Raw genomic sequence first — 25,701 nt, 5'->3', positions numbered from 1 at the left:
CATTGAAGGCCGAGCTGAAGGCTCTTGCAGAAACCTTGCTGAAACCTTGCGGTTGCGCAGATGCTAAAGGCCCGCCACCCAGTTGGGTAGCGGGCCATGTGAAGTTGCTGCAAGAAGTTACCGAGTGACGGCCTGTCAGAACATCAGGCCGTCGTCCACCACACGGTCGTGTCGGCCGGCACCTTCGCCTCGCCGTCGGCCTCCGTCAGCTCACCGCTGGCCAGCAGCACCCGGCCGTAGGCGGGCACCGTCACCGACTCCCCGCTGGTGTTCGCGACGCACACGAACTCCCCGCGCCGGAACGCGAGTACGCCCTCCGGGGCGCGCAGCCACTCCACCGCGTCGCCGGCGCCGAGGTCGGGCTGGGCACGCCGGGTGCTCAGCGCGGCGCGGTACAGCTCCAGCGTCGAACCGGCCACCCCCGTCTGCGCCTCCACGCTCAGCTCGCCCCAGCTGGCGGGCTGCGGCAGCCAGCTGCCCCCGCCGCCGAAGCCGTACGAGGAGCCCTCCCGCGTCCACGGGATCGGCACCCGGCACCCGTCGCGGAAGCCGTCCTGGCCGGCGCCCCGGAAGTACGCGGGGTCCTGGCGGACCTCGTCGGGCAGGTCGACGACGTCCGGAAGGCCCAGCTCCTCGCCCTGGTAGACGTACGCCGAACCGGGCAGTGCCAGCATCAGCAGCGTCGCCGCCCGGGCCCGGCGCAGCCCGAGGTCCCGGTCCCCCGCCGTACGGATCTGGGTGCCAAGGCCCGGCGGATTGGCGAACCGGGTGGCATGCCGGGTGACGTCGTGGTTGGACAGCACCCAGGTGGCGGGGGCGCCGACCGGCCGCATCGCCTCCAGGGTCCGGTCGATGACCGCCCGCAGCTCCTTCGCGTCCCACTCCGTGCTCAGGTACTGGAAGTTGAAGGCCTGGTGGAGCTCGTCCGGGCGGACGTAGTTGGCGGTGCGCTCGACGGTCGGCGTCCAGGCCTCCGCGACGAAGATCCGCTCACCGGCGTACTCGTCGAGGACGTGCCGCCACTGCCGGTAGACGTCGTGCACCCCGTCCTGGTCGAAGAACGGCATGACATCGTTGCCCAGCAGCTTGAGTTGGTCGGCGTCCCCGATGTCCGGGAGCCCCTCCGCCTTCACCAGGCCGTGGGCGACGTCGATCCGGAACCCGTCCACGCCCATGTCCAGCCAGAACCGCAGGATGGAACGGAACTCGTCGCCGACGGCCGGGTGCTCCCAGTTGAAGTCGGGCTGCTCGGGCGCGAAGAGGTGCAGGTACCACTCGCCGTCGGCGACCCGCGTCCAGGCCGGGCCACCGAAGATGGACTCCCAGTCGTTGGGCGGGAGTTCGCCGTTCTCGCCCTTGCCCGGGCGGAAGTGGTACCGGTCGCGCGACGGCGATCCCGGCCCCTCCGCCAGCGCCCGCTTGAACCACTCGTGCTGGTCCGAGGAGTGGTTGGGCACCAGGTCGACGATGATCCGCAGCCCCAGCGCGTGCGCGTCCCGGATGAGCGCGTCCGCGTCCAGCAGGTTGCCGAACATCGGGTCCACGGCCCGGTAGTCGGCGACGTCGTAACCGGCGTCGGCCTGCGGCGAGGCGTAGAAGGGGCTCAGCCAGACGGCGTCGACACCGAGGTCACGCAGGTACGGGAGTCTGGCGCGCACACCCTCCAGGTCGCCCATGCCGTCACCGTTGCTGTCGGCGAAGCTGCGCGGATAGACCTGGTAGATCACCGCGTCCCTCCACCAGTCCCGGCGTCGGGCGACGGTGGCGATGGCGGGGGCCGGTGCGGCGGAATGCTGCTGGCTCATGGCGTCCTTGATGCGTCGTAACTGGGTCATCGGGTCAAAGGGTGGGGTGTAGAGGCGGCCGTGGCCTCAGCGGGGTCGGATGGAGACCACGGCCGCCACCCGTGCCCCGTAAGGGGCGCGGGACTCTATCGATCTGCGGCTTCCGCCGCGTGGGCGCGACCAGCCACAACGGCGCCGCACACACACGACGGCCGACGCAGCTTTTCCGGCAACCGGCGTTACCCCTTCGTGCCGCCGGCGGTGAGCCCGGTCACCAGGTTCTTCTGTACGAGGTAGAAGAACACGGCCACCGGTATCGCGATCAGCACCGCCGTCGCCGTCATCAGGTTCCGCTGTGCGTCGTGCTCGCTGATGAAGCTCTGCAGCCCCACCGCGAACGTGTACTTGTCGTCGCTGAGCATGAACGTGGACGCGAACGCGACCTCGCCGAAGGCGGTGAGGAAGTTGTAGAACGCGGCGACCGCGAGGCCGGGCTTGGCGAGCGGCAGGATCAGCCGGGCGAAGGTGCCGAAGGGGGAGAGTCCGTCGACCCGGCCGGCCTCGTCGATCTCGAAGGGGATCGTGTCGAAGTAGCCCTTGAGCAGCCAGGCCGTGTACGGCACGACGGTGGTGCAGTAGACGAGGATCAGGCCGAGATAGCTGTCGATGAGACCGAGCCGCGACATGATCTGGTACATCGGCACGATCAGCACGGCGATCGGGAACATCTGGGTCACCAGCAGCAGCCACATGAACTTCCGGTAGCCCGGGAAGCGCATCCGGGAGACCGCGTAGCCGGTGGTCGAGGCGAGGATGAGCCCGATGATCGTCGTACCGCCGACGACGATCATCGTCGTGGTGAACCAGTCCCAGAAGCCGGTGTGCTGGAGGACGAAGGAGTAGTTGTCCAGCGTCATCTTGTGCCAGATGCCGCTCGGGTGCAGGTAGTCGTCCTTGTCCGGGCCGAGGGAGAGGAAGATCAGCCAGCCGACCGGGAAGAACGCGATCAGGCTCGCGACGCCCAGGACGCCGTGGGTGACGGCGGTGCCGAGCGGGCCGCGCTCGCCACGGCCGCGGGGGCGGCGGGTGCTGGTCACGGGGGTCTCCTCGGCGACCTGGGCGGAGGTCTCGACGGTGGTCGTACTCATGGGAACTCCTGCCTCAGATCGCGAGCTGCTGGTCGTTGCGGTTGAGCCAGCGGCGGTAGAAGGAGGTGAAGACGATCAGGATGGCCAGCAGCAGCATGCCGTAGGCGGCGGACTGGGCGAAGTCGCGCGGCTGCTGTCCGAAGCCGAGGTAGTAGGCCCAGGTGACCAGGATCTGCGCGTCCGGGGCGGTGTTGCCGAACAGCAGGAAGATGACGGCGAACTGGTTGAACGTCCAGATGATGCCGAGCAGTACGACGGTGGAGCTGACGGACCTCAGTCCCGGCAGGGTGACGTACCGGAACCGCTGCCAGGCGCTCGCGCCGTCCATCTCGGCGGCCTCGTACAGGGTGCCGTCGATGGCCTGGAGGCCGCCGAGCAGCGAGAGCATCATGAACGGCACACCGCACCAGGTGTTGACGAGGATCGCGGCGGCCCGCTGCCAGAACGTGTCCTCCAGCCAGTCGGGTTGCGGCAGATGGAGGAAGTGCAGGGTCGCGTTGATGATGCCGCCGTCGGCGAGCATGAACCGCCAGCCGAAGACGGTGACGAAGGTCGGCACCGCCCAGGGCAGCACCAGGACCATGCGGTAGAGGGTGCGGCCGCGGAACTTCTCGTTGAGCAGCAGGGCGAGGCCGAGGCCGATCGTGTAGTGCAGGGTGACGCAGAGCGCGGTCCAGACAATCGTCCAGAGGAAGTGGGACCAGAAGCGGTCGTAGGACGTCGGGCCGAACAGGATGTCCTTGTAGTTGTCCAGGCCGATGAACTTGTAGGTGGCGTCGATGTGGTTGACGCCGATGGTGCGGGCGGTGTTGAGGCTGTTGGCGTCCGTCAACGTCAGGTAGAAGCCGTACACCAACGGGTAGACGACGAGGGCCCCGAGCACGACGGCGACGGGAGCGATCATCGCGTAGGCGTACCAGTACTTCTGGTAGCCGTTCCTGATCCGCTGGCCCAGCCCGGGGCGGGGCGCGCGGTCACCGTGGCGTTTGCCGGTCGCGCGGTCGATGGCGACTGTCATGGTTCGACACCTTCTGGAAAATCCGGGATGGGCGGGCTGGGCGGGCCGGGCGGCCTGGACACAGGCCGGTGACCGCCGGAGCGCTCCCCCCTGAACGGGGCGCGCTCCGGCGGTCACGCGGGGCCTACTTGCTGAAGTCGGGGACGAGCTTCTCGATCCCGAGTTCGGCGGTGCTCAGCCCCTTGTCCAGGGACTCCTTGCCACCGGCGATCTTGGTCAGCTCGGTGCCGACCGGACCCCACAGGGAGGAGTACTCGGCGAGCGCCGGGCGCGGCTGGGCGGAGGCGAGGACGGCCTGGTAGCCGGCGATGCCCGGGTCGGCCTTGACCGCGGCGGTGTACGCGTCGGAGCGGGTCGGCAGGGTGGAGTTCTTCAGGGCGATCTCCGTCTGGGACTTCGCGGAGGTCATGAAGGCGACGAACTTCTCGGAGGCGGCCTGGTGGGCCTTGTCGATGCCGGCGTAGATCGAGAGGTTGTGGCCGCCGGTCGGGGCGCCCGCCTTGCCGGTGGAGCCGGCCGGGACGGTGGCGATGCCGAGGTTGGACTTGTCGCTGAACGCGGAGCCCTTGTAGAAGTTGGTGATCTCCCAGGGGCCCTCGATGGTCATCGCGACCTTGCCGTTGACGAAGGCGTCCTGGCGGTGGGCGTAGGCGTCGGCGGTGACGTCGGCCTTGTGCAGGCCCTTGCCGGAGTAGAGGTCCAGCCAGGTCTGGTAGCCCTTCTTGGCCGCCGCCGAGGTGATGGTGATCTTCTTGGCGGCGGCGTCGACCATGTCGGTGCCCTCGCCGTAGAGGAAGGGCTGCGTGTAGTACGCGGCCTCGGGGCCCCAGTAGCCGGTGGTCTTGGCCTTGTCCTGGATCTTGGCGGCGTCGGCCTTGACCTCGTCCCAGGTGGTGGGGGCGGCGGTGATGCCGGCCTTCTTGAACAGCGCCTTGTTGTATACGAGCGCGAGGGTGTCGGTGACCAGCGGCACGCCGTAGGTCTTGCCTTCGTACTGGGCCTGGGTGATCAGGCTGGACTGGAACTTGTCCTTGTCCGCGAGCGCGGCGGTGCCGTCCAGCGGCACGAAGTAGCCGGCCTTGGCGAAGGCGGGGGTCCAGCCGACCTCGGAGCGCAGCACGTCGGGGGCGCCCTTGCCGGACTGGGCGGCCGTGTCGAACTTGTTCTGCGCCTGGTCGAACTGGACGTTGACGTACTTGACCTTGATGTTCTTGTTGGCGGCCTCGAACTGCTTGATCAAGGCCTGGTACGTCGGTGCCTCATTGGTGGCGTTGGAGGTGTCCCACCAGGTGATGGTGACCGGGCCGTCCGACTTGCTGTCGCTGTCGCTCCCGCCGCACGCCGTCGCCGTGAGGGCGAGGGACGCCACCAGCGCGGAGGCCGCTATGCCACGCCGCATGAGTTCTCCTTGGGGTGAATGCCCGGGCCTTCGCTGCCGCCGGGCGTCAGGGAACGTAACAGCGATGTAAGCCTTGCGAAAGACCTTGCAGCAAAAAAGTGCAAGAGATCTCCGAAGTTATCCGGGCGTGACCTCTCGGCGACCGCCGTGAGACGCTTGTTTACGGCGGTAGAGCGCTACGGCGGCGACTTGTGCAAGACTCTGCAAGCTCTTGCCGTCACGTTTCATGAGGGAGTGCGATGACGCAGCAGCCCGGACCGGGCCGCCCCCCAGGCCGCATCAGGCGCCCGATCGGTGTGCAAGGGGACATACGGCCGGTACAGTCCAGTGCCGTGACCACACGGCTTGCCGACATCGCAGCGCAGGCGGGGGTGAGCGAGGCGACGGTGAGCCGGGTCCTGAACGGGAAGCCGGGCGTCGCGGCCACCACCCGCCAGTCCGTGCTGGCCGCGCTCGACGTCCTCGGCTACGAGCGTCCGGTGCGGCTGCGGCAGCGCAGCGAGGGCCTGGTGGGCCTGATCACCCCCGAGCTGGAGAACCCGATATTCCCGGCGCTCGCCCAGGTCATCGGGCAGGCGCTGACCCGGCAGGGCTACACCCCGGTGCTGGCCACCCAGACCCCGGGCGGGTCCACGGAGGACGAGCTGACCGAGATGCTGGTGGACCGCGGGGTCGCGGGAATCATCTACGTCTCCGGGCTGCACGCGGACACCACCGCCGACATGCAGCGCTACGAGCGGCTGCGGGCGCAGGGCGTGCCGTACGTCCTCGTGGACGGTTTCTCGCCGAAGGTGCAGGCGCCGTTCATCTCCCCCGACGACCGGGCCGCGATGATCCTGGCCGTCACCCACCTCGTCTCGCTGGGCCACGCCCGGATCGGCCTCGCGCTCGGCCCGAAGCGGTTCGTCCCCGTGCAGCGCAAGATCGAGGGCTTCGTGCGGGCGATGCAGGACCAGTTGGGCCTGGCGGCGGACGTGATCGAGTCGGAGCTCGTGCAGCACTCGCTGTACACCCTGGAGGGCGGTCAGGCGGCCACCACGGCGCTGATCGACCGCGGTTGCACGGCGGTCGTCTGCGCCAGCGACATGATGGCGCTCGGCGCGATACGGGCGGCCCGGCAGCGCGGCCTCGACGTCCCCCGGGACGTCTCGGTGGTCGGCTTCGACGACTCCCCCCTCATCGCCTTCACCGACCCGCCCCTCACCACCATCCGCAAGCCGGTACCGGCGATGGGCCAGGCCGCGGTGCGCACCCTGCTGGAGGAGATCGGGGGCACCCCGGCTCCGCACAGCGAGTTCGTCTTCATGCCGGAGTTGGTGGTGCGCGGTTCCACGGCGTCCGCGCCGAACCTGGGAAACAACCGTGCGGTACTCGCGAAGTAGTCGCGCTGCCGTAGAACATGCGGCGTGAACCCAACCTTGGGATGATCTGTCGAGGACGCCTTTTCTGGCAGACTCTGTGCCTATGAGTGACTCGACCGTGACAGAGCCGGAAGGTCGCGCACAGCAGACCCTTCCGCGGACCGTCACGGGCGAGGGGGAACAGGGGTTCCTACGACGGCTGCGCACGCCGCGCCGGCCCCGGCTCTGGTTCGAGATCCTGCTGATCGCGGTGAGTTACTGGACCTACTCGCTGATCCGCAACGCGGTACCGGAGCAGAAGGCGCAGGCGCTGCGCAACGCGGACTGGATCTGGCGGACCGAGCACCGTCTGGGGATCGCCGTCGAGGAGTCGGTCAACCACGCCGTGAACTCGGTGACTTGGCTGATCGTCGGGATGAACTACTACTACGCGACCCTGCACTTCGTGGTGACGCTGGGCGTCCTGGTCTGGCTCTACCGCAGCCATCCGGGCCGCTACGCGGCGGCCCGTCTCGCCCTCTTCGCCACGACCGGTGTCGCCCTTCTCGGCTACTACCTGTTCCCGCTCGCCCCGCCGCGCCTGATGACCGGGGGCGGCTTCGTCGATACGGTGACGGTCCACCACACCTGGGGCTCGATGGCCTCCGGCGACCTCAAGCACATGTCCAACCAGTACGCCGCGATGCCGTCCATGCACATCGGCTGGTCCCTCTGGTGCGGCCTGACCGTCTTCGCCCTCGCGTCGGTCCCCTGGGTACGCCTCCTCGGCCTCCTCTACCCCACCGCCACCCTCCTCGTCATCGTCGCCACCGCCAACCACTTCTGGCTCGACGCGGTCGGCGGCGCCCTCTGCCTCACCTTCGGCTTCACCGTGGCCCGCCTCTGGTACGGCACCCTCCCGTACGCCCTTCCCCGGCAGCCGACGGGGACGAGTCTGCTGCGGAGCCCTGCGGGCGGCTGAGCCGACTTCGGTACGGGGCGCACGGCCGGTTCGGCACCGCCGGTTCCCACCGTGGTGGCTGAGCGCCGCTGCGGCGGAGAAATAACGGGGAGCCGTCGGCTCAGAAACACCCGCCGGGCCCTGCCCTCTGAGGACACCCGCCGGTCTCTGTCGTCCGCCGCGACGGCGCGCAGCCACGACGGCGGTGACCGGTGGTGCCGAACCGGCCTCGGAGTCGCGCGAGCGCGGTTCCGGAGGAGCCGTCGGCCCCACCTTCCCCCGCCGCGACGGCGCGCAGCCACGACGGCGGGGGCCGGTGGTGCCGGAACCGCCTCGGCCCGGCGGCGGCTCACTTGGCCCGGTGCACCACGTGTCCCCCGGTCACCGTGAGTCGTACCGGTGCCTCGGTCAGTTCGTCTGTCGGGGCGGTCACCGGGTCGAGGGCGAACGCGGTGAGGTCGGCGCGGTGGCCCACCGTGATGCGGCCCGCCGTGTCCCCCTCCCCCGCTGCCCGTGCCGCGTGGCTCGTGCAGCCCTCCAGTGCCTCCAGGCCGGTCAGACCCGGGCCCGATGCCGCGCCGCGCGGGGCGCGGGCCGTCGCGAGGACGGCGCGTACGTCGTAGGGGGCGATGGGCCAGTCCGAGCCGAGGGCGACCGTGGCGCCCGCGTCGCGGAGGTCGCGGAGGCGCCAGGCGCGGTCGGCGCGGTCGGTGCCCAGTCGGCGGGACCACTCGTCGGTGCGGTCGGCGCGCGTGTACGCGGTGTGCGGCGGCTGCATCGACGCGGCCACCCCCAGCTCGGCGAAGCGCGGCAGCAGCGCGTCCGGCGCCGTCTCGATGTGCTCGATCCGGTGCCGGCCTGCCGCGCCGGGCCCCAGCCCCGCCATCACGTCCAGGACGTTCCGTACCGCCGCGTCCCCGATGGCGTGCGTGGCCGTGCGCACCCCGGCCGCGTGCAGGTGCCGTACGGCCGCCCCGTACGCCTCGGGATCCGGCCAGAACGCCTCCGTGCCCTGCCCGTGGCAGTCCGCGTGCTCCAGCCAGGCGGTGCCCCCTTCCACCGTCCCGTCCATGAAGAACTTGACCCCGTCGACCGTCCAGTGCCGGCCGCCCCGCCCCTGCGCCGCGACCAGCTCCGCCAGCCCGGCCCCGTCCACGCCCGGCATGCACCAGGGCGCGAAGCGCAGCCGCAGCGGCAGCACGGTCTCCTCGGCCACCGCCCCGACCAGCTCCGCGTCCCCCGCGTCCATGACGTGCGCCCCGGTCAGCCCGGTGGCCGCCATCGCGGCGAGCAGTTCGACGAGGCGGGCCCGGCGGGCCGCGTACGACGGGCGGGGCATGACCCGCTCGACCAGTTGCATCGCCGCGTGCTCGACGAGGTGCCCGGTGGGGCGGCCCCCGGGGTCGCAGACGACCGCCGACCGCTGGGCGAAGGGCCGGGGGCCGGTGACCCCCGCCGCGGCCAGCGCCGCGCCACTGGCCAGGGCGGAGTGGCCGTCGTAGAGCCGGAGGAAGGCGGGTGCGCCGCCGAGGACGTCCTCGACGAGGGCGCGGTCGACGGGGCGGCCCTCGAACGCGTTGTGGTCGAGGCCGAAGCCGATGACCCAGCCGTCGATCCGTTCGGCGCCGGTGAGCGCCGCCCGCAGGCCCGCCAGGTCGCGGACGCCGGACAGGTCGGCGCCGGTGGCCATGTCCAGGCCCCACACCGGGTGGCTGTGGGCGTCCACCAGGCCCGGCACCAGGTGCGCGCCGTCCAGCGCCACGACCTCGGTGCCGGGGCCCCGCCACTCCCGTACGTCCCGCTCGTCGCCGACGGCGGCGATCACCCCGTCGCGCACGGCGACGGCGGTGGCGTGCGGCCGGGCGGGGTCGAGGGTGCGGACCTCGGCGCCGGTCAGGATCAGGTCGGGGGCGGCGGTGGCGGTCATGGTGCGGTGAACTCCCTTGTTCGGTTGGACTGTTCGGCTACTCGGCCGGTTCGGACGCGAAGTCCGCGTACACCTCGGGCCGTGCGCGGCGCAGCCACCACGCGAGGCCCAGGCCCGCGGCGAAGACGGCGGGCGCGATGACGATCAGCAGGGTGTTGACCGTGTCCGAGGCGCCGGTGAACAGGTCGATGTGGGTGATGACGAGCCCTATCGCGGTGGCGAGGAGGACGGCGGCGACGGTCGGGGCGACCACGGTCCGCAGGGTGCCCTCCTCGTGCCGTACCCGCCGGAAGTAGCAGGGCACCGCGATCGCGGCGAGCAGCTGGAGCGCGAACAGGCCGATCATTCCGGGGGTGTTGACCCACAGCAGCAGCTGGTTGTACGGGTCGGCGCCCGCCGCCCAGAAGCCGATCACGACGACGGCGCCGAGGACGGTCTGGGCGACACCGGCCAGGTACGGGGAGCGGTGGCGCGGGTGGATCCTGCCCAGGGACCCGGGCAGCACGCCCTCCTCGGCGAGGGCGAGGGCGTAGCGGTTGATCGCGTTGTGGAAGGCGAGGAGCGAGGCGATGATGCTGGTCACGATGAAGACGTGCATCAGGTCGGCCGCCCAGCCGCCCACGTAGGTGGTGATGGCGGTGAAGAAGAGGCCCCCGGGGTCCTTGGCGGCGGCCGCGATGACGTCCTGGTTGCCGAAGGCCTGGATGATGATCCACACCATGAAGGCGTAGAAGAGGCCGAGGAAGGCGACGGCCACGTAGGTGGCGCGCGGGACCGTGCGGTTCGGGTCGCGGGCCTCGCGGCGGTAGATGACGGTCGACTCGAAGCCGGTGAAGGCGGCGAAGGCGAAGGCGAGGACGACCGCCGTACCGGAGACGAAGACGTGGCCGGGGGCGAAGGACGCGCCGGACAGGCCGTGCGCGCCGCCCTTCACCAGCACTCCGCCGGCGAGCAGGACGAGGATGCCGGTCTCGGCGACCAGCAGTACGCCGAGCAGTTTGGCGCCGAACTCGATGGAGCGGTAGCCGCCGTAGCCGATGAGGACGAGTCCGGCGAGGGCGATCGGCAGCCACGGGACGTCGATGCCGAAGAGGGCCTTCGCGGTGTCCCGGCCCGCGCTGCCGAGCAGGCCGTAGACGCCGATCTCCATGCCGTTGTAGCCGATGAGGGCGAGCAGGGCGGCGCCGATGCCGACGGGGCGGCCGAGGCCGCGGGTGATGTAGGCGTAGAAGGCGCCGCCGCTCCTGACGTGCCGGCTCATGGTGGTGAAGCCGACAGCGAAGACGGCGAGGGTGATGCCGGCGATGAGGTAGCCGGCCGGGGCGCCGATGCCGCCGAGCAGGACGGCGAGCGGGGCGACGCCGGCCATCACGGTGAGCGGGGCGGCGGCGGAGATGACGAAGAAGGCGATGTCGGCGGTGCCGAGCGAGCCGGAGCGGAGGGTCGCCACGGCGGGTGGCGTGCTCTCCTCGCGAGCGGTGACGGACATGGAGGGGGAGCCCTTCGAGCGCGACGGACGGGGAGGGTTCCGGGCGTGCGGGATGACCGGCGCTACCAGGGCAGGGACTGCCCCGGACCCGTAAATCTAAAGCCTTTCGGTTTTGGCAATGTAGCCTCCTCCTGGACATCCGGGAAGACCCGTTTCACACCTCCGGGGGAGAACACACACATGGGACGGCCGCGCACCGCGCTCCTCGACCGGGAGCGGATCACCACGACCGCGCTGCAACTCGTGGACGAGCAGGGCGACTTCAGCGTCCCGCAGATCGCGAAGCGGCTCGGCACCCAGGCCGGTTCGCTGTATCACCATGTGGACGGCCGGGACGGCATCGTCGAGCTGCTGCGCGAACGGGTCGCGGCGGCGATCGACCCCGCGACGCTGGACCTGGCCCCCTGGGACACCGCCGTGGAGTCCTGGGCCCGCTCCTACCGGGCCGCGTTCGCCGCCCACCCGAGGGCGATCCCGCTCCTGATGACCTCGCCGGTGCGGGCACCCCGGGTCCTGGAGCAGTACGAGCGCGCGGTCGCGGTGCTGCTGGCCGCTGGTTTCGCCCCGGCGGACGTGATGCCCCTGCTGATAGCCCTGGAGAACCTGGTCCTGGGTTCGGCGCTGGACCTGGCGGCCCCGGAGACGATGTGGGAACTGACCACGGAGACACCGACCCCGCACCTGGCGGAGGCCCTGGCGGCGGTGGGGGCGGGCCGGGCGGACCGGGCGTTCGAGGTGGGCCTGACGGGCCTCATGGACCACGCCCGGGCCCTGCTCCGGCGCCCATGACGTACACCGTCCCGGGTATCGCGGGCGTATCGAGAACCGCATACACGGCCGCAACGCCCCGGCGGCTGTCATGGGAGCGTGAACCGAAACGCACCCCTGCCGGCACCTGCCCGCCGCACACGCACGCGCACCGCCCTGCTTCTCTCCCTGGCGGTCCTCGGCCTGGCGAGCGCCGCGTTCGCCCTGCGGCGGCCGCTCATGATGGCCGCCCCGAGGTGCGTGGCCGGGCAGTGGCACGGCTGCTTCGACACGTTCAACGGTGTGGTGCTGATGACGTTGGCCACGCTGCCGCTGGCCGTGCTGGTGGCCTGGGCGCTGGCCCACCGTCGGCGGGCCGCTGGTGTCCCGTGGGCGTGGCGGACGTCGCTGGCGGAGGTGGGCATGGTCCACGGGACGGTGCCGTTCCTGTGGCTGACGATGATGCCCGGCGAGGGGGCCGGCACCGCCCCGGCCCGGGTGAGCCTCGTACCGCTGCGGGACCTGGTCACGATGGGGGCGCTCGGGATCGTCGGCAACCTGCTGGTCTTCGCGTCGCTGGGGTTCTTCGCGCCGGTGCGGTGGGCGGCGATGGCGTCCCTGCCGCGGGTCCTCGCGCTCGGGGCGGGCTGCTCGGTCCTGGTGGAGACCGCCCAGTACGTGCTGCGTCTGGACCGGGTGTCCTCCGTGGACGACGTCCTGGTCAACACCGTCGGCGCCGTGCTGGCCGGGCTGGCGTCGCGCCGCTGGTGGCGTTCCGCGGCGCAGGCGCCCTCGGACGAGCCGCGCCCCGCGCCGACGGCAGCGGGGCCGGCACGCTGAGCCCGTCGCGGCGGCACCCGTGAAGAGGCGCCCGGAGTTCGGTGTCCGGCTGAAACTCACCCTCAGCTACGCCGGGTTCCTGCTCGTCGCCGGCGTCCTCATGCTGGCCGTGATGTGGGTGTTCGTGCTGCGCTGGCTGCCGAACGCCGACGCCAGGTCCATCCAGAAGCGGTTCGGCGCCGTGATCATCCTCGGCCCCAAGCGCTCCGACCTCCTGAACGGCTTCGCCCCCGCCGCGACCGCCGCGCTGGCCTTCCTCCTGGTGTTCGGGCTGGTGGGCGGCTGGCTCCTGGCCGGGCGGATGCTGACGCCCCTCACCCGGATCGCGTACGCGGCCCGGCTGGCCTCGAACGGATCGCTCTCCCACCGGATCCGTATGCAGGGCCCCAGGGACGAGTTCCGTGAACTCGCCGACGTGTTCGACACGATGCTCGAACGACTGGAGTCCCAGGTCGGCGAACAGCAGCGGTTCGCCGCGAACGCCTCGCACGAGCTGCGCACCCCGCTGGCCGTCACCCGGGCGCTCCTGGAGGCCGCCGCCCACGATCCCGCCGAGGACCAGGGCGCGCTCGTCGAACGTCTGCGGACGGTCAACACGCGGGCGATCGACCTCACCGAGGCGCTCCTGCTGCTCAGCCGCGCCGACGGCAGGGGCTTCAGCCGTGAGCCCGTCGACCTGTCCCTCCTCGCCGAGGAGGCCGCCGAGACGCTGCTGCCGCTCGCCGAGAAGCGCCGGATCACGCTCGACGTCACCGGCGGGCCGACCCGGGCCGTCGGCTCCGCTGCGCTCCTCCTGCGGATGGTGACGAACCTCGTCCAGAACGCGATCGTCCACAACCTTCCCGCCGGCGGCACCGTGACGGTGCACACCGAACCGCGGGACGGCGGGAGCGTGCTGCGGGTCGAGAACACCGGCCCCGCGCTGCCGTCGGACCTGGTACCGACCCTCACCGAACCCTTCCGGCGCGGAACCGACCGCGTCCGCGGCGACGAACACGCGGGCGTCGGCCTCGGGCTGGCCATCGTGCACAGCGTGGTCCGCGCGCACGACGGCACCCTCGACCTCGCGCCGCGCCCCTCAGGCGGCCTCCTGGTCACCGTCCGGCTGCCGGACGGGGCGGACCTCAGGCCCCGTAGAAAAGCTCCTCCACGACCGCCCGGGCCCGGCGGGTAGTACGCCGGTACGCGTCGAGCATGTCCCCGGCGTGCCCGTCCCCGTAGCCCAGGTACCGCCCGACGGCGGCCAGTTCACGGCTCTCGGTGGGGAACGTGTCGCCGGCCCGGCCCCGCACCAGCATCACGGCGTTGCGCACCCGGGTGGCCAGCACCCACGCCTCATCCAGTATCGCGGCGTCCTCGGCCCCCAGCAGGCCCGCCGCCTGCGCCGCGGCCAGCGCCTGCCGGGTCCGGGTGGTCCGCAGTCCCGGCTCGGCCCACCCGTGGCGCAGCTGCAGCAGCTGCACGGTCCACTCGACGTCGGACAGCCCGCCGGGACCGAGCTTGGTGTGCAGCTTCGGGTCGGCGCCGCGCGGCAGCCGTTCCGACTCCATGCGGGCCTTCAGCCGCCGGATCTCGCGGACCGCGTCCTCGCCGAGCCCCTCCGCCGGGTACCGCAGCGGGTCGATCAGTTCGACGAACCGGCGCCCCAGCTCCTCGTCCCCGGCGACCGGGTCGGCGCGCAGCAGGGCCTGCGACTCCCACACCAGCGACCAGCGGCGGTAGTAGGCCTCGTAGGACTTGAGGGTGCGCACCAGCGGCCCGGACTTGCCCTCGGGGCGCAGGTCGGCGTCGATGAGCAGCGGCGGGTCGGCGCTCGGGACCTGGAGGAGCCGGCGCATCTCGGCGACCACCTTGTTGGCGGCGTCGGCGGCCTCGCGCTCGTCCACGCCCTCCTGCGGCTCGTGCACGAACACGACGTCGGCGTCGGAGCCGTAGCCCAGCTCGTGCCCGCCGAAGCGGCCCATGCCGATCATCGCGAACCGGGTGGGCAGGGTGTCGCCCCAGCCGTCGCGGACGACCGCCCGCAGGGTGCCGGCCAGGGTGGCCGCCGTCAGGTCGGAGACGGCCGCGCCGACCCGGTCGACGAGGGCGCCCTGGTCGGCCTCGGCGGGCTTGGTCTCGGTGCCGTAGGAGTCGACGATGTCGGCGGCGGCCGTACGGAACAGCTCGCGGCGGCGCACACCGCGCGCCGCCCGTACCCCGTCCTCGGCGTTCTCGGCGCGGCCGACGGCGGCGAGGAGCTCCTGCTCCAGCTGGGCGCGGCCGCGCAGTTCGAGGCCGCCGGCGTCGCCGTCGCCCAGCAGGGCCACGGCCTCCGGGGCGCGCATCAGCAGGTCGGGGGCGAGCCGGCCGGCCGACAGCACCCGGGCGAGGTTCTCGGCGGCGGCGCCCTCGTCCCGCAACAACCGTAGATACCAAGGGGTCTTGCCGAGGGCGTCGGAGACCTTGCGGAAGTTCAGCAGGCCCGCGTCCGGGTCGGCGGAGTCGGCGAACCAGCCCAGCAGGACGGGCAGCAGGGTGCGTTGGATGGCGGCCTTGCGGGTGACTCCGGAGGCGAGGGCCTCCAAGTGGCGCAGGGCGGCGGCCGGGTCGGCGTAGCCGAGGGCCTCCAGGCGTTCCCGGGCCGCCTTGGGGCTCAGCCGTGCCTCGCCGGGGCCGAGTTGGGCGACGGCGTCGAGCAGCGGGCGGTAGAAGAGCTTCTCGTGCAGCCGTCGTACGACGCCCGAGTGCCGCTTCCACTCGCGGGTCAGCTCGGTCACCGGGTCGGCGCGCAGGCCCAGCGAGCGGCCGAGGCGGCGCAGGTCGGCCTCGCCCTCGGGGACCAGGTGGGTGCGGCGCAGCCGGTAGAGCTGGATGCGGTGTTCCATGGAGCGCAGGAAGCGGTAGGCGTCGTCGAGCTGGACGGCGTCGGCGCGGCCCACGTAGCCGCCGGCCGCGAGCGCCTGGAGGGCGTCGAGGGTGGTGCCGGAGCGGAGCGTGGCGTCGGCGCGTCCGTGCACCAACTGGAGGAGCTGGACGGCGAACTCGACGTCGCGCAGGCCGCCTGGGCCGAGCTTCAGTTCGCGCTCGATCTCGGCGGCGGGGATGTTCTCGACCACCCTGCGGCGCATCTTCTGCACGTCGGCGACGAAGTTCTCGCGCTCGGCGGCCTTCCACACCAGGGGTTCGAGCGCGGCGATGTACTCGGCGCCGAGGTCGAGGTCGCCGGCGACCGGGCGGGCCTTGAGCAGGGCCTGGAACTCCCAGGTCTTGGCCCAGCGCTGGTAGTAGGCGAGGTGGCTGCTGAGGGTGCGCACGAGCGGGCCGTTGCGGCCCTCGGGGCGGAGGTTGGCGTCGACGGGCCAGATGGAGCCCTCCACCGTCGTCTCCGAGCAGATCCGCATCATGTGCGAGGCGAGCTTGGTGGCGGAGCGCAGCGCCTTGGCCTCGTCGGCGCCTTCGGCGGCCTCGCCGACGAAGATGACGTCGACGTCGGAGACGTAGTTCAGCTCGTGGCCGCCGCACTTGCCCATGGCGATCACGGCGAGCCGGCAGGCGGCGGCGTCCGCGGGCGCGGCGCGCTCGGCGAGGGTGAGGGCGGCGCGCAGGGTGGCGGTGGCCAGGTCGGCGAGCTCGGCGGCGGTCTCGGCGACGTCGGTGGTGCCGCAGACGTCCCGGGCGGCGATGGACAGCAGGCAGCGCCGGTAGGCGACCCGGAGGGAGATCGGGTCGGCGGCCTCGGCCAGGCCGCGTTCGAACTCGGCGACGCCGGGGTGCAGGTCCCGGGGCTCGTAGGTGACCAGGGCCTCCCAGTCGCGCGGGTGCCGGGCGAGGTGGTCGGCGAGGGCGGCGGAGGCGCCCAGGACGCCCAGGAGGCGGTCCCGGAGCGGCTTGGCCGCTATCAGGGTGTCGAGGAGCTCCCGGCGCGCGGTGTGTCCGGGCTGGGCCTCCAGGAGCCGTACCAGGCCGTGCAGGGCGAGATCCGGGTCGGCCGTGGCACCGAGTGCCTCCAGGAGGACCGGGTCGTCGCGTACGGCGGCCAGCTCCGGGCTGTCCAGCAGCCGCTCGGCGGCCGAGGCATCGGTGAAGCCGTGCCGCAGCAGTCGCGTGAAGGTACTGCTCCTGCGCCCCGGCGTCATGTGCGGCCTCCCCTTGGGATCACGATCATGCTGGCCAGACGAGCCTAACCGCAGAGGCTGTCCCGGGCGCCGATGAGTTTCGCGCCGGATCGTGGTCTGTACGGGCAGACGACGGTGGGAGGCATCATGCGTGAACCCCGGGGCGTACTGGACGCCCGGTACAGCAGCGAGGGCACCTCGGCGCACGACTGGTCCGGGGCGGAGAAGGTGCTGACGGAGTCCGAGCTGTTCTGGATCTCGACGGTACGGCCGGACGGGCGCCCCCATGTCACCCCGCTGCTCGCGGTCTGGCACGGCGGCGCGCTGCACTTCGCCACCGGCCCCGGCGAGCGCAAGGCGCGCAACCTCGCCGGGAACCCGCACGTCGTGCTGACGACCGGCACCAACAGCTCGACCGAGGGGTACGACGTCACGGTCGAGGGCGAGGCGGTGCGGGTCACCGACGACGGGCGGCTGCGCGAGCTGGCGGCGGCCTGGGAGGCGAAGTACGGCCCGTTCTGGCACTACGACGTGGCCGACGGGTACTTCCAGCACGGTTCGGGCCGGGCCCTGGTCTTCGCCGTGGCGCCGCGCAGGGTGCTCGGCTTCGGCAAGGGCGAGCCGTTCAGCCAGACGAAGTGGGAGTAGTTCACCGGCTTTTCATCCGCACGGTCCGATGCGATGGAAAAGGGGAATGTTGGCGTGTGCATGCTCTGTCCGCACCGCCACCAGCCCCTCCCTTCTCCAGCACCGGAGGTTGATGTGTCCGGCAGTTCCGCACGTCCTGGAATGCTGCGCCGCGCCCGTACGGCGGTGGCGTCCGCCACCGCCTTCACCGCGGCCGCGGTCGGCCTGTGGACCGGGCTCGGCGGCACGTCCGCGCACGCCGCGAGCGCCGTACCGACCCCGGACCACGTGATCGTCGTGGTCTTCGAGAACCACGCGTACAGCCAGGTCATCGGCTCGTCCAGCGCCCCGTACATCAACTCGCTGGTCTCCGGCGGCGCCAACCTGACCCAGATGTACGCCGAGACCCACCCGAGCCAGCCCAACTACTTCGCCCTGTTCTCCGGCTCCACCCAGGGCATCACCGACGACAGCTGCTACACTGCGGGCTTCTCCTCGGCCGCCAACCTGGCCTCCGAGCAGCTCGCCGCCGGCCGCACCTGGGCCAGCTACAACGAGACCCTGCCCAGCCAGGGCTCGACCACGTGCAGCAGCGGCAACTACGCGCGCAAGCACAACCCGTGGTTCGGCTTCAGCAACGTCCCGACGTCGACCGCGAAGACCTTCGCCCAGTTCCCGACCGACTACACCACCCTCCCCCAGCTGTCCTTCGTGGTCCCCAACCTGTGCAGCGACATGCACGACTGCTCGGTGTCCACCGGTGACACCTGGCTGAAGAACAACCTCGGCGCGTACGCGACCTGGGCCAAGACCCACAACAGCCTCCTCGTCGTCACCATGGACGAGGACAACCGGCTGGCGGGCAACCGCATCCCGACGGTCCTGTACGGCCAGCCGGTGACGGCGGGCTCGTCCTCCGCCACCACCTACGACCACTACGACCTGCTGCGCACCCTGGAGGACGGCCAGGGCCTGAGCGCGCACGCGGGCAACGCGGCGTCCTCCTCCGACATCACCGGGATCTGGACGTCCTGACGTGTACGTAGCGGACAGCCGCGCGAGCACTCCGGCGACGGCGTCCGTGGAAGGTACCGCCCGGCCCACCGCGGCCGGGCGGTACCGCTCCACGATCGCCCCCACCGTCCTCGCCCTCGGCACGGTCAGCCTGGTCACGGACGTGTCCTCCGAGATGGTGACGGCGGTCCTCCCGCTGTACCTGGTGACGGGCCTGGGCCTGTCCCCGCTGGGCTTCGGCCTCCTGGACGGCGTCTACAACGGCTTCTCGGCGGTCGTACGCCTGGTCGGGGGCCATCTGGCCGACCGGGGCGGCGGCCGGCACAAGTGGGTGGCCGGCGCGGGCTACGCCCTCTCGGCGCTCTGCAAGCCCCTGCTGCTGATCGCCCACACCCTCACCCCCATCGGCCTGATCCTGGCGGCGGACCGTACCGGCAAGGGCCTGCGCACGGCTCCCCGCGACGCCCTGATCTCCCTCTCCTCCACCCCGGAGACCCGGGGCCGCGCCTTCGGCGTCCACCGCGCGATGGACACGGCGGGCGCGCTGCTCGGCCCGCTGGCCGCGTTCCTCATCCTGCGCGCCACGGTGGACGGCTACGACGCGGTGTTCACGGTGAGCTTCTGCGTGGCGGTGGTCGGGGTCCTGGTCCTGGTGCTGTTCGTTCCGGGTCGGCGCTCCTCCCCTACGGCGGACACCGGCACCCGCCCCACCCTGCGCGCCGCGCTCGGCCTGCTCGCCCACCGCGACCTGCGCCGGATCACCGTCTGCGCCCTCCTCCTCGGCCTCGCCACGGTGAGCGACTCGTTCGTGTACCTGCTGCTGCAGCGCCGCCTCGACGTCCCGGACGGCTGGTTCCCGCTGCTCCCGCTGGGCACCGCCGCCGCGTTCCTGCTGCTCGCCGTCCCCCTGGGCCGGCTCGCCGACCGCTGGGGCCGCTGGCGCGTCTTCCTGACCGGGCACGGGGCGCTCCTCGCGGCGTACGCGCTGCTGCTCACCTCCTGGCACGGCTCCGCGCTCCCGTACGCTGCCCTCGCCCTGCACGGCACGTTCTACGCGGCGACCGACGGGGTCCTGATGGCGGCCGCGTCGGACAGCGTCCCGGAGGCCCTGCGCTCCTCGGGCCTGGCACTGGTCCAGACGGGTCAGGCCGGGGCACGTTTCGCCTGCTCGCTGGCGTTCGGCGCGGCCTGGACGCTGTGGGGCGACCGTACGGCGCTGCTCGCGGCCGCGGCGGCCCTGGCGCTCTGCGCCGCCTACGCCCTCACGCTCCGCCCCTTCCGGGAGGCCGCCGTATGACCCTGAGGTCCCGCATCCTGATCCTCGCCGCCGCGCTGGCCGTCCTGGCGGCGATCGCGCTGGCCTCCGTGCTGCACGCGTCGGCCCGGGCGGAGCTCCGCGACCACACCCGGGCGGGCGGCCCGGAGATCACCCCGGGAACGGTGACCCTCACCACCCCGGGCCGCATGGTCTTCCGCAACATGGCCTGGGGTCCGCACCGCGACGAACTGACCACCACCCCCTCCTCGGACCCCGCCGGCCCCCGCACCGCCTCCGGCGTCAAGTGCCTGCGCTTCTACGCCGCCTCGGGCACCGGAGTCTGCCTCCAGGCCGTCCACGGCCCGGTCTCGGACACCTACCGGGCCCTGATCCTGGACGCGCACCTGAAGGAACGGGCCCGCTACGACGTCCCCGGCATCCCGTCCCGGGCCCGGGTCTCCCCCACCGGCCACTACGCGGCGTGGACGGCGTTCGTCGGCGGCGACTCCTACGCCGGCACGAACTTCTCGACCCGCACGGCGATCGTGGACACGCGCACGGGGGCCTACATCCCGTCGCTGGAGGCCTTCCGCATCCGCAAGGACGGCAGGGCCTACCGGTCGGCGGACGTCAACTTCTGGGGCGTCACCTTCGCCCCCGACGACACCACCTTCTACGCGACCCTGGCCACCAAGGGCTCCACCTACCTGGTCCGGGGCGACCTGCGCACCCGCACGGTCACCACCCTCCACCAGAACGTCGAATGCCCGTCCCTCTCCCCCGACGGCACCCGTATCGCCTACAAGAAGCGGGTGCGGGGCCTCCCGAAGGACGCCCCCTGGCACCTGTACGTCCTGGACCTGCGCACCATGCGCGAAACCCCCCTCGCGGAGACCCGGAGCGTGGACGACCAGGCGGTGTGGAAGGACACCCACACGGTCGTGTACGCCCTGCCGGGCGACTACGGGGCGGACCTGTACGAGGTCCCGGCGGACGGCACCGGATCCTCGCGGCGGATCAGCGTCTCGGCGGTGTCTCCGGCGTACGTCGGCTCCGGCGTCGGCTGAGGCGGCCGGGAGCGGCCCGGGATCTCCTCACAGGCGCACGATGACCAGGGCGGTGTCGTCGGTGGCGCCGCCGGGCGGGAGCAGGTCGTCGAGCACCGCGTCGGCGAGGGCTTCGGGGCCGGCCGCCCGGTGGCGGGCGAGCGAGTCGGCCAGCCGGGCCAGGCCGGTGTCGATGTCCTCGCCACGGCGTTCGATCAGGCCGTCGGTGTAGAGCACGAGGACGGCGCCCTCCTCGAAGGCCACGTCGGCCTGGATCCGCGGGGCGTGCTGCGGACGGGCGGCCAGGGGCGGATCGGTGGCCCGGTTGAGGAACTCGACGCTCCCGTCCCCGTGCAGCAGCGCGGGCGGGGGGTGCCCGGCGCTGCTGTAGGTGAGGGTGCGGGTCTCCCAGTCGACGAACGCCGTGGCCACGGTCGTGTTCTCGGCGCCGTCGACGGTACGGGCGTACAGCCCGAGGACCTCCAGGGCGCGGGCGGGGCCCTCGGCGACCAGGGAGGCGGCGGTGAGGGCGCTGCGCAGTTGCCCCATGACGCCGGCGGCGGACAGACCGTGCCCGACGACGTCGCCGACGGCCACGGCGATCCGGTCGCCGGGCAGGTCGACCAGGTCGTACCAGTCACCGGCCACGTTCAGCGCTTCGGCGGCGGGCCGGTACCGCACGGCCGCCGGATGCCGGCCGACCGGGCGGGGAGCGGGCAGCATGGCCTCCTGCAGGGTCAGCGCGACCTCACGGGCGCGGATGAGTTCGGTGACGTCCTCCACCCGGTGCAGCAGCAGCGTCACCCGCCCGTCCGGCCCGATCACGGGCGTGTTGGTCAGGTCGTAGTACCGCTGGTCCCATGCCCCGGGCTGGTCGGGGTCCCCCCGGTCGTACTGCATCGCCACGATGCTGTGCTCACCGGTGTCCGCCGCCCGCCGCAGCGACGCCAGGATCTTGAGCAGGAAGGGCTCGGTGGGGTCCTTGGGCGGAGTGTCGTCGGGCAGGAACCGCCCGACCACCTGCTCACGCGGAAGGCCCCGCAGACGCACGAACTCCGCGTTGGCGTCCACGATGGTCAACTCCGGGGTCACCAGCGCCACCGCCCCGGGGAGCGTCTGGAACACGGCCTCGTAGTCGACCGCGGGTACCTTCATGACATTCCTGCCTCGCCACCGTGTCCGTGCTCTTCTCACGATACGAGTGCACGCGCGGACACCGCGGGGCCGACGGTCCGTGACCGCCGACCCCTTCGCCCGATGAGCGGAACCCCCGCTCTGACCTGCCCCTACAGCACCGGCAGGTTCTTGCGCAGCTCGAAGGCGGTGACCTCGGAGCGGTACTCCTCCCACTCCTGCTTCTTGTTGCGCAGGAAGTGGCGCGGCCCAGAAGCGACCTCACGCGATCGACGTCGGCGCAGCGTTGGCCGGTAGCCGCGAGGTCGTCAGTGGTCGTCGTTGGTCGCCCTGGGCCGCCCTTCGACGGCCCACAGACGGCCCGACGACGCTGGCCCCTGCACCTGGTCCCCAACGCGAAGAGGCCCTGTCCGTCGGCAACTTCAAAGGCACCTCTCTTGAGATGTAGGTGCCGTATCATCCAAGCCGTTGCGCTGATCTATAGAGACACGAGGGGAGAGATCACTCTGTCTATAGCAAGATCGCGATTGGGGTTTCTCCACACACGCAGAGGCCTTTCCCTTTTCTTTGCCGAAACGCTTGTAATTTTCGGAATCCTCTCTGGGTGTTTACAGATCGCATTCTCCCTATGGCCTAGCTCAGTCACCAATGGCGTATGGCTACTAGGATTGTCAGTTGCAACCTCAACCCTCATCGCCGTGGTAAAAGTCGCACCCGGCGAGCACGTAGAACATTCAATCTCGCATCCCGATGTGACAATTTCGATAAGTAAAGGCGATTTGCTCGCAAGGGATTCGCAGTTAATCATTGGCTTTACGGATACTTTCGACACGGACACCGCCGACGGTGTAGTAATTTCACCCAGCAGCGTGCAAGGGCAGTTTCAAAATCGCTTCTACCCTCATTTGCTATCGAATCTCGATGCCGACCTTAGTGCCGCACTGGAGCATCGAGAAATTACGAGCTGTGAGACCAGGGAAAACAAGTCGCGCGGCAAGCTTGCCCGGTACCCTATTGGAACAGTGGCAATCTTAAATCTGCCAGGCAAGCGAATATTCTGCGTCGCCTACGGCAGGATGGGAAATGACTACATAGTCAAGTCCAACGTGGATGACCTATGGAAAAGCCTGAGCCGGACATGGGAAGCAATACGTCAGCACGGTAATCTGCAACCAGTGGCGATATCGGTAATCGGTTCGGAAATGGCACGCGTGACAGCACTCAATCGCGAGAGCCTGCTGAAAATGATAATTCTCTCATTTATTGCACATTCGCGAGAGCGGATAGTAACAAAATCGCTACACGTAGTGATTCACCCTAATGATTTTACTGATTTCGACATGCTCGAAATCAGAGCTTTCTTGCGTAGCCTCTAATATAATCACGGCGGGAGGGGAATCGATGAAGGTATTCCTAAGCTGGTCCGGAGACCGAGCCAAAGCAATGGCAGAGTATTTGCATAATTGGCTCCCGGATGTTATTCAAGCAATTGATCCGTGGGTATCATCTCAAAGCATCTCACAGGGATCCCGCCCTTTGCCGAGCATCGCTGACGAGCTGTCGGGGTGCAACTTCGGAATCGTGTGCGTAACTCCTGAGAGTAGAGGATCCGCGTGGGTTAACTTCGAGGCTGGAGCCCTGTCTAAGGTGCTCGAAGAGTCTGTAGTGGTTCCTCTGCTACTAGACATTGAGAAAGCACAGGTCACGGGACCCCTTTCGCAATTTCAGATGACAATTGGCACCGACCGAGATGAAGTCTTCAAGCTGGTGTCAGACATGAATAAAAACTTGGGCGAATCGAAGCTCGCACCTGACCGACTGGTGCGTTCATTTGAGCAGAATTGGCCCAAGCTGGAGACCGAGTTCAATCGAATTGCGGGACTACAGCAAGCCGGGGTAGAGCTGGCGCATCAAAAAAGATCAGCGGATGACCGTCTGGACGAAGTACTTTTGCTAGCCCGACAGCAAGATAGGAGGCTGTCAGCGCTCGAAAGGTCCCTTGCTACCATCAATCTAAGGTCCCTTGATGCCATCAATCTAGGGACCGGCAATAAGAGCACAGGAAGGTGGCCAGTTAGCAAGAACGCCTCCTCGCATACGCCACAGGAACTCCCAGAGGGCGAACATAATTGGCAAATTGAGGAAAAGGAACGCCAGGTAGTTGACCTAATCTTCAACCAATTGGGGAAGTACAACGTGACGCGAGTCTCTTACGGGACCGACTCGATCAACGCGACCGTCGAAGAATTTCCGAACAGTGACACTGCCCTCGCTGCCGAATTTCGAGACACAGTTGGGAAACTGGCAGAAGACATCCAACGCAGCGTAACCGTCTCCGGACCTGCCACGCAAAAGTACACGCACGCGTGGCCATTCTGATTTTTATCGGGATGGTTCCAGTTTCTTCTAATGGGGCGAAATCTAGGTCTAAGCAGTCGGCTGCAATGATCCTGTAGAGCCCTTTGCTCTCACGGCCGCTCATGGTGAGGGGGCCCTGACAGTTTGTCCGGGTCCCGGCGCCATGAGCGGCTCACACTTGCTCTGGCGAAACAGAGCGAGACCAGCTTCCCAGCTTCCCCGCCCCGCCAGCAGCTCTGTATCCTGAAATAGCCCCGCAACCCGCAGGAGGCAACGCATGCGTGGTCTAGGAGATCACCTCAGTGTTGGTGAGCGCATAGCGTTCTACCGTAGGCGTCGCGGCTACACGCAAGAAGTGCTTGCCGGTCTGGTCGGACGTAGCACGGACTGGTTGGCGAAGATCGAGACGGGGCGCCGGAAGCCACCCCGAATCGACATGCTCGCGGAGCTGTCACGCATCCTGCGCGTACCCCTCGGGGACCTGCTCGGTCAGACCGTGCTCATGGAGGACGAGAAGCAGCAGGACGACGTTCCGGCTGTACGCGACGCTCTCATGAACCCACGCCGGCTGTCTCGTCTACTTTTCGGCCCCGAGGCTGAGGCGCAGCTCCCCACTCCGGCGCCCGTGGCCGTACGTGTGGAGCAGGCGTGGAACGACTACCAAGGTGGGCGACTCGGTAGCGTCATCGCCGCACTTCCCGGGCTCCTCCAGACTGCGCAAGAGTTGGAGGAGCGAGCCGCACGGCACGGCGAGGATCGTAGCGACTGCTGGGCAGTGTCAGCCCGTACCCATCACCTCGCAGCAACGACCCTCGCGAAAATCGGCGAATCGGACATCTCATGGCTCGCCGCCGAACGAGCGATGCGTGCCGCAGACGAGTCTGACGACCCACTCGTGTTGGCGTCCGCCGCACGGTCCGGCACGCATGCCCTACTGGCCAACGGCAGGTACGACGATGCGTTGGAACTAGGCAACACGGCCGCTGCGTGGCTCTCGTCTCGGGTCACGAACAGCGATCCAGCAGCGCTGAGTTTGCTGGGCATGATCCACCTGCGAGCCGCCGTCGCAGCGGCGCGTCACCAGAACCGCCCCACCGCAACCGACCTCTTGGATCGAGCCGAGGAACTCGCGGATGACCTCGGCTCGGATGAGAACTACTGGCAAACCGGCTTCGGACCAACGAACGTCCTGCTTCACCGCCTCTCGGTTGAACTAGATCTCGACAACGTGTCATACGTGGTGGAACACGGCCGGATCAATGTCGATCACATGCCACAGGAACGCAGCGTGTCGCACCGCATCGACTTCGCGCGCGCTCTCTCGCTCAACGGTCAGAGCGATGAGGCGTTCACAGAACTCCGCACGGCCGAACGCACGTCGCCGCAGCTCGTACGCAACAATCCGAGGGTTCGCGAGACGCTGCGGGATCTAATCAAGCAATCACCGGTCACCGGCGGCTCGCGATCGTCCGAGGTGTTCGTGATGGCTCAACGGTGCAGGGCGGTGCAGTGAG

At 69.9% G+C, this 25,701-nt stretch carries 20 protein-coding genes and 1 pseudogene; 12 read left to right on the top strand and 9 right to left on the bottom strand.

Going from position 1 to position 25,701, the window contains the following annotated elements:
* Positions 1 to 143: 143 nt before the first annotated feature.
* The 4 genes from ACIPSJ_RS05865 to ACIPSJ_RS05850 form a co-directional block, all read right to left on the bottom strand.
* On the bottom strand, positions 144 to 1,805 hold the full coding sequence (locus ACIPSJ_RS05865) for a glycoside hydrolase family 13 protein (protein WP_401344588.1): 1,662 nt from the start codon (positions 1,803 to 1,805) through the stop codon (positions 144 to 146).
* Between the two features lie 218 nt (positions 1,806 to 2,023).
* The gene (locus ACIPSJ_RS05860; protein ID WP_355718791.1) at positions 2,024 to 2,932 is read right to left on the bottom strand and encodes a carbohydrate ABC transporter permease; all 909 of its coding nucleotides are present in this window, start codon (positions 2,930 to 2,932) and stop codon (positions 2,024 to 2,026) included.
* Between the two features lie 13 nt (positions 2,933 to 2,945).
* The gene (locus ACIPSJ_RS05855; protein WP_359225177.1) at positions 2,946 to 3,950 is read right to left on the bottom strand and encodes a sugar ABC transporter permease; all 1,005 of its coding nucleotides are present in this window, start codon (positions 3,948 to 3,950) and stop codon (positions 2,946 to 2,948) included.
* 124 nt (positions 3,951 to 4,074) lie between these two features.
* Positions 4,075 to 5,349 carry an extracellular solute-binding protein gene (locus ACIPSJ_RS05850; protein WP_359225180.1) on the bottom strand — a complete coding sequence of 425 codons (1,275 nt, stop codon included), beginning with the start codon at positions 5,347 to 5,349 and terminating at the stop codon, positions 4,075 to 4,077.
* A 332-nt stretch (positions 5,350 to 5,681) separates the two neighbouring features.
* Here ACIPSJ_RS05850 and ACIPSJ_RS05845 point away from each other — a divergent pair, with 332 nt between their 5' ends.
* Entirely contained in the window at positions 5,682 to 6,731 is a 1,050-nt protein-coding gene (locus tag ACIPSJ_RS05845; protein WP_359225182.1) for a LacI family DNA-binding transcriptional regulator, read from the top strand.
* Positions 6,732 to 6,813: 82 nt separating this feature from the next.
* Positions 6,814 to 7,671 carry a phosphatase PAP2 family protein gene (locus tag ACIPSJ_RS05840; RefSeq protein WP_401343827.1) on the top strand — a complete coding sequence of 286 codons (858 nt, stop codon included), beginning with the start codon at positions 6,814 to 6,816 and terminating at the stop codon, positions 7,669 to 7,671.
* A gap of 328 nt (positions 7,672 to 7,999) precedes the next feature.
* On the opposite strand, the gene ACIPSJ_RS05835 is transcribed toward ACIPSJ_RS05840, so the two are convergent.
* Positions 8,000 to 9,577, bottom strand: coding sequence for an amidohydrolase (locus ACIPSJ_RS05835; RefSeq protein ID WP_401343824.1), 1,578 nt, complete (start codon positions 9,575 to 9,577; stop codon positions 8,000 to 8,002).
* 37 nt (positions 9,578 to 9,614) lie between these two features.
* Positions 9,615 to 11,066 (bottom strand): APC family permease, encoded by a 1,452-nt coding sequence (locus tag ACIPSJ_RS05830; protein WP_359225190.1) that lies wholly within the window; start codon positions 11,064 to 11,066, stop codon positions 9,615 to 9,617.
* A gap of 180 nt (positions 11,067 to 11,246) precedes the next feature.
* On the opposite strand from ACIPSJ_RS05830, the gene ACIPSJ_RS05825 reads away from it, so the two are divergent.
* From ACIPSJ_RS05825 to ACIPSJ_RS05815, 3 genes are all read left to right on the top strand, one after another.
* Complete coding sequence (locus tag ACIPSJ_RS05825) at positions 11,247 to 11,855, top strand: TetR/AcrR family transcriptional regulator (protein WP_401343820.1); 609 nt, start codon at positions 11,247 to 11,249, stop codon at positions 11,853 to 11,855.
* 78 nt (positions 11,856 to 11,933) lie between these two features.
* The gene (locus ACIPSJ_RS05820; RefSeq protein WP_401343818.1) at positions 11,934 to 12,653 is read left to right on the top strand and encodes a VanZ family protein; all 720 of its coding nucleotides are present in this window, start codon (positions 11,934 to 11,936) and stop codon (positions 12,651 to 12,653) included.
* A 19-nt stretch (positions 12,654 to 12,672) separates the two neighbouring features.
* Positions 12,673 to 13,827 carry a sensor histidine kinase gene (locus tag ACIPSJ_RS05815; RefSeq protein WP_401343815.1) on the top strand — a complete coding sequence of 385 codons (1,155 nt, stop codon included), beginning with the start codon at positions 12,673 to 12,675 and terminating at the stop codon, positions 13,825 to 13,827.
* Here ACIPSJ_RS05815 and ACIPSJ_RS05810 read toward each other — a convergent pair.
* The gene (locus tag ACIPSJ_RS05810; protein WP_401343812.1) at positions 13,778 to 16,771 is read right to left on the bottom strand and encodes a bifunctional [glutamine synthetase] adenylyltransferase/[glutamine synthetase]-adenylyl-L-tyrosine phosphorylase; all 2,994 of its coding nucleotides are present in this window, start codon (positions 16,769 to 16,771) and stop codon (positions 13,778 to 13,780) included. The two genes, ACIPSJ_RS05815 and ACIPSJ_RS05810, sit on opposite strands and share 50 nt — an antisense overlap.
* Before the next feature lie 126 nt (positions 16,772 to 16,897).
* On the opposite strand from ACIPSJ_RS05810, the gene ACIPSJ_RS05805 reads away from it, so the two are divergent.
* The 4 genes from ACIPSJ_RS05805 (at position 16,898) to ACIPSJ_RS05790 (ending at position 20,716) form a co-directional block, all read left to right on the top strand.
* Positions 16,898 to 17,398 (top strand): pyridoxamine 5'-phosphate oxidase family protein, encoded by a 501-nt coding sequence (locus tag ACIPSJ_RS05805; protein WP_401343809.1) that lies wholly within the window; start codon positions 16,898 to 16,900, stop codon positions 17,396 to 17,398.
* A gap of 141 nt (positions 17,399 to 17,539) precedes the next feature.
* On the top strand, positions 17,540 to 18,412 hold the full coding sequence (locus ACIPSJ_RS05800) for an alkaline phosphatase family protein (RefSeq protein WP_355718888.1): 873 nt from the start codon (positions 17,540 to 17,542) through the stop codon (positions 18,410 to 18,412).
* 1 nt (position 18,413) lies between these two features.
* Positions 18,414 to 19,688, top strand: coding sequence for an MFS transporter (locus ACIPSJ_RS05795; protein WP_401343806.1), 1,275 nt, complete (start codon positions 18,414 to 18,416; stop codon positions 19,686 to 19,688).
* Positions 19,685 to 20,716 carry a TolB family protein gene (locus tag ACIPSJ_RS05790; RefSeq protein WP_401343803.1) on the top strand — a complete coding sequence of 344 codons (1,032 nt, stop codon included), beginning with the start codon at positions 19,685 to 19,687 and terminating at the stop codon, positions 20,714 to 20,716. The genes ACIPSJ_RS05795 and ACIPSJ_RS05790 overlap by 4 nt, the downstream gene beginning before the upstream one ends.
* A 27-nt stretch (positions 20,717 to 20,743) precedes the next feature.
* On the opposite strand, the gene ACIPSJ_RS05785 is transcribed toward ACIPSJ_RS05790, so the two are convergent.
* Together ACIPSJ_RS05785 and ACIPSJ_RS05780 are read right to left on the bottom strand one after the other, a co-directional pair.
* Positions 20,744 to 21,850: a SpoIIE family protein phosphatase gene (locus ACIPSJ_RS05785; protein WP_359225211.1), complete on the bottom strand. Its 1,107-nt coding sequence runs from the start codon at positions 21,848 to 21,850 to the stop codon at positions 20,744 to 20,746.
* A 131-nt stretch (positions 21,851 to 21,981) separates the two neighbouring features.
* Positions 21,982 to 22,068: pseudogene (locus tag ACIPSJ_RS05780) on the bottom strand (glutamine synthetase); the annotation flags it as partial.
* A gap of 459 nt (positions 22,069 to 22,527) precedes the next feature.
* Here ACIPSJ_RS05780 and ACIPSJ_RS05775 point away from each other — a divergent pair.
* The 3 genes from ACIPSJ_RS05775 (at position 22,528) to ACIPSJ_RS05765 (ending at position 25,700) form a co-directional block, all read left to right on the top strand.
* Positions 22,528 to 23,205, top strand: coding sequence for a macro domain-containing protein (locus ACIPSJ_RS05775; RefSeq protein ID WP_401343799.1), 678 nt, complete (start codon positions 22,528 to 22,530; stop codon positions 23,203 to 23,205).
* Complete coding sequence (locus ACIPSJ_RS05770; protein WP_401343796.1) at positions 23,150 to 24,208, top strand: toll/interleukin-1 receptor domain-containing protein; 1,059 nt, start codon at positions 23,150 to 23,152, stop codon at positions 24,206 to 24,208. The genes ACIPSJ_RS05775 and ACIPSJ_RS05770 overlap by 56 nt, the downstream gene beginning before the upstream one ends.
* Before the next feature lie 256 nt (positions 24,209 to 24,464).
* Positions 24,465 to 25,700, top strand: a complete 1,236-nt coding sequence (locus ACIPSJ_RS05765) for a helix-turn-helix domain-containing protein (protein WP_401343793.1) — start codon at positions 24,465 to 24,467, stop codon at positions 25,698 to 25,700.
* Position 25,701 lies beyond the last annotated feature (1 nt).

Origin of the sequence: Streptomyces sp. NPDC090088 (assembly GCF_044747345.1) — a bacterium.
In the GTDB taxonomy this organism is placed as follows: Bacteria; Actinomycetota; Actinomycetes; order Streptomycetales; family Streptomycetaceae; genus Streptomyces.
This window is presented reverse-complemented; position numbering and strand designations above follow the sequence as displayed.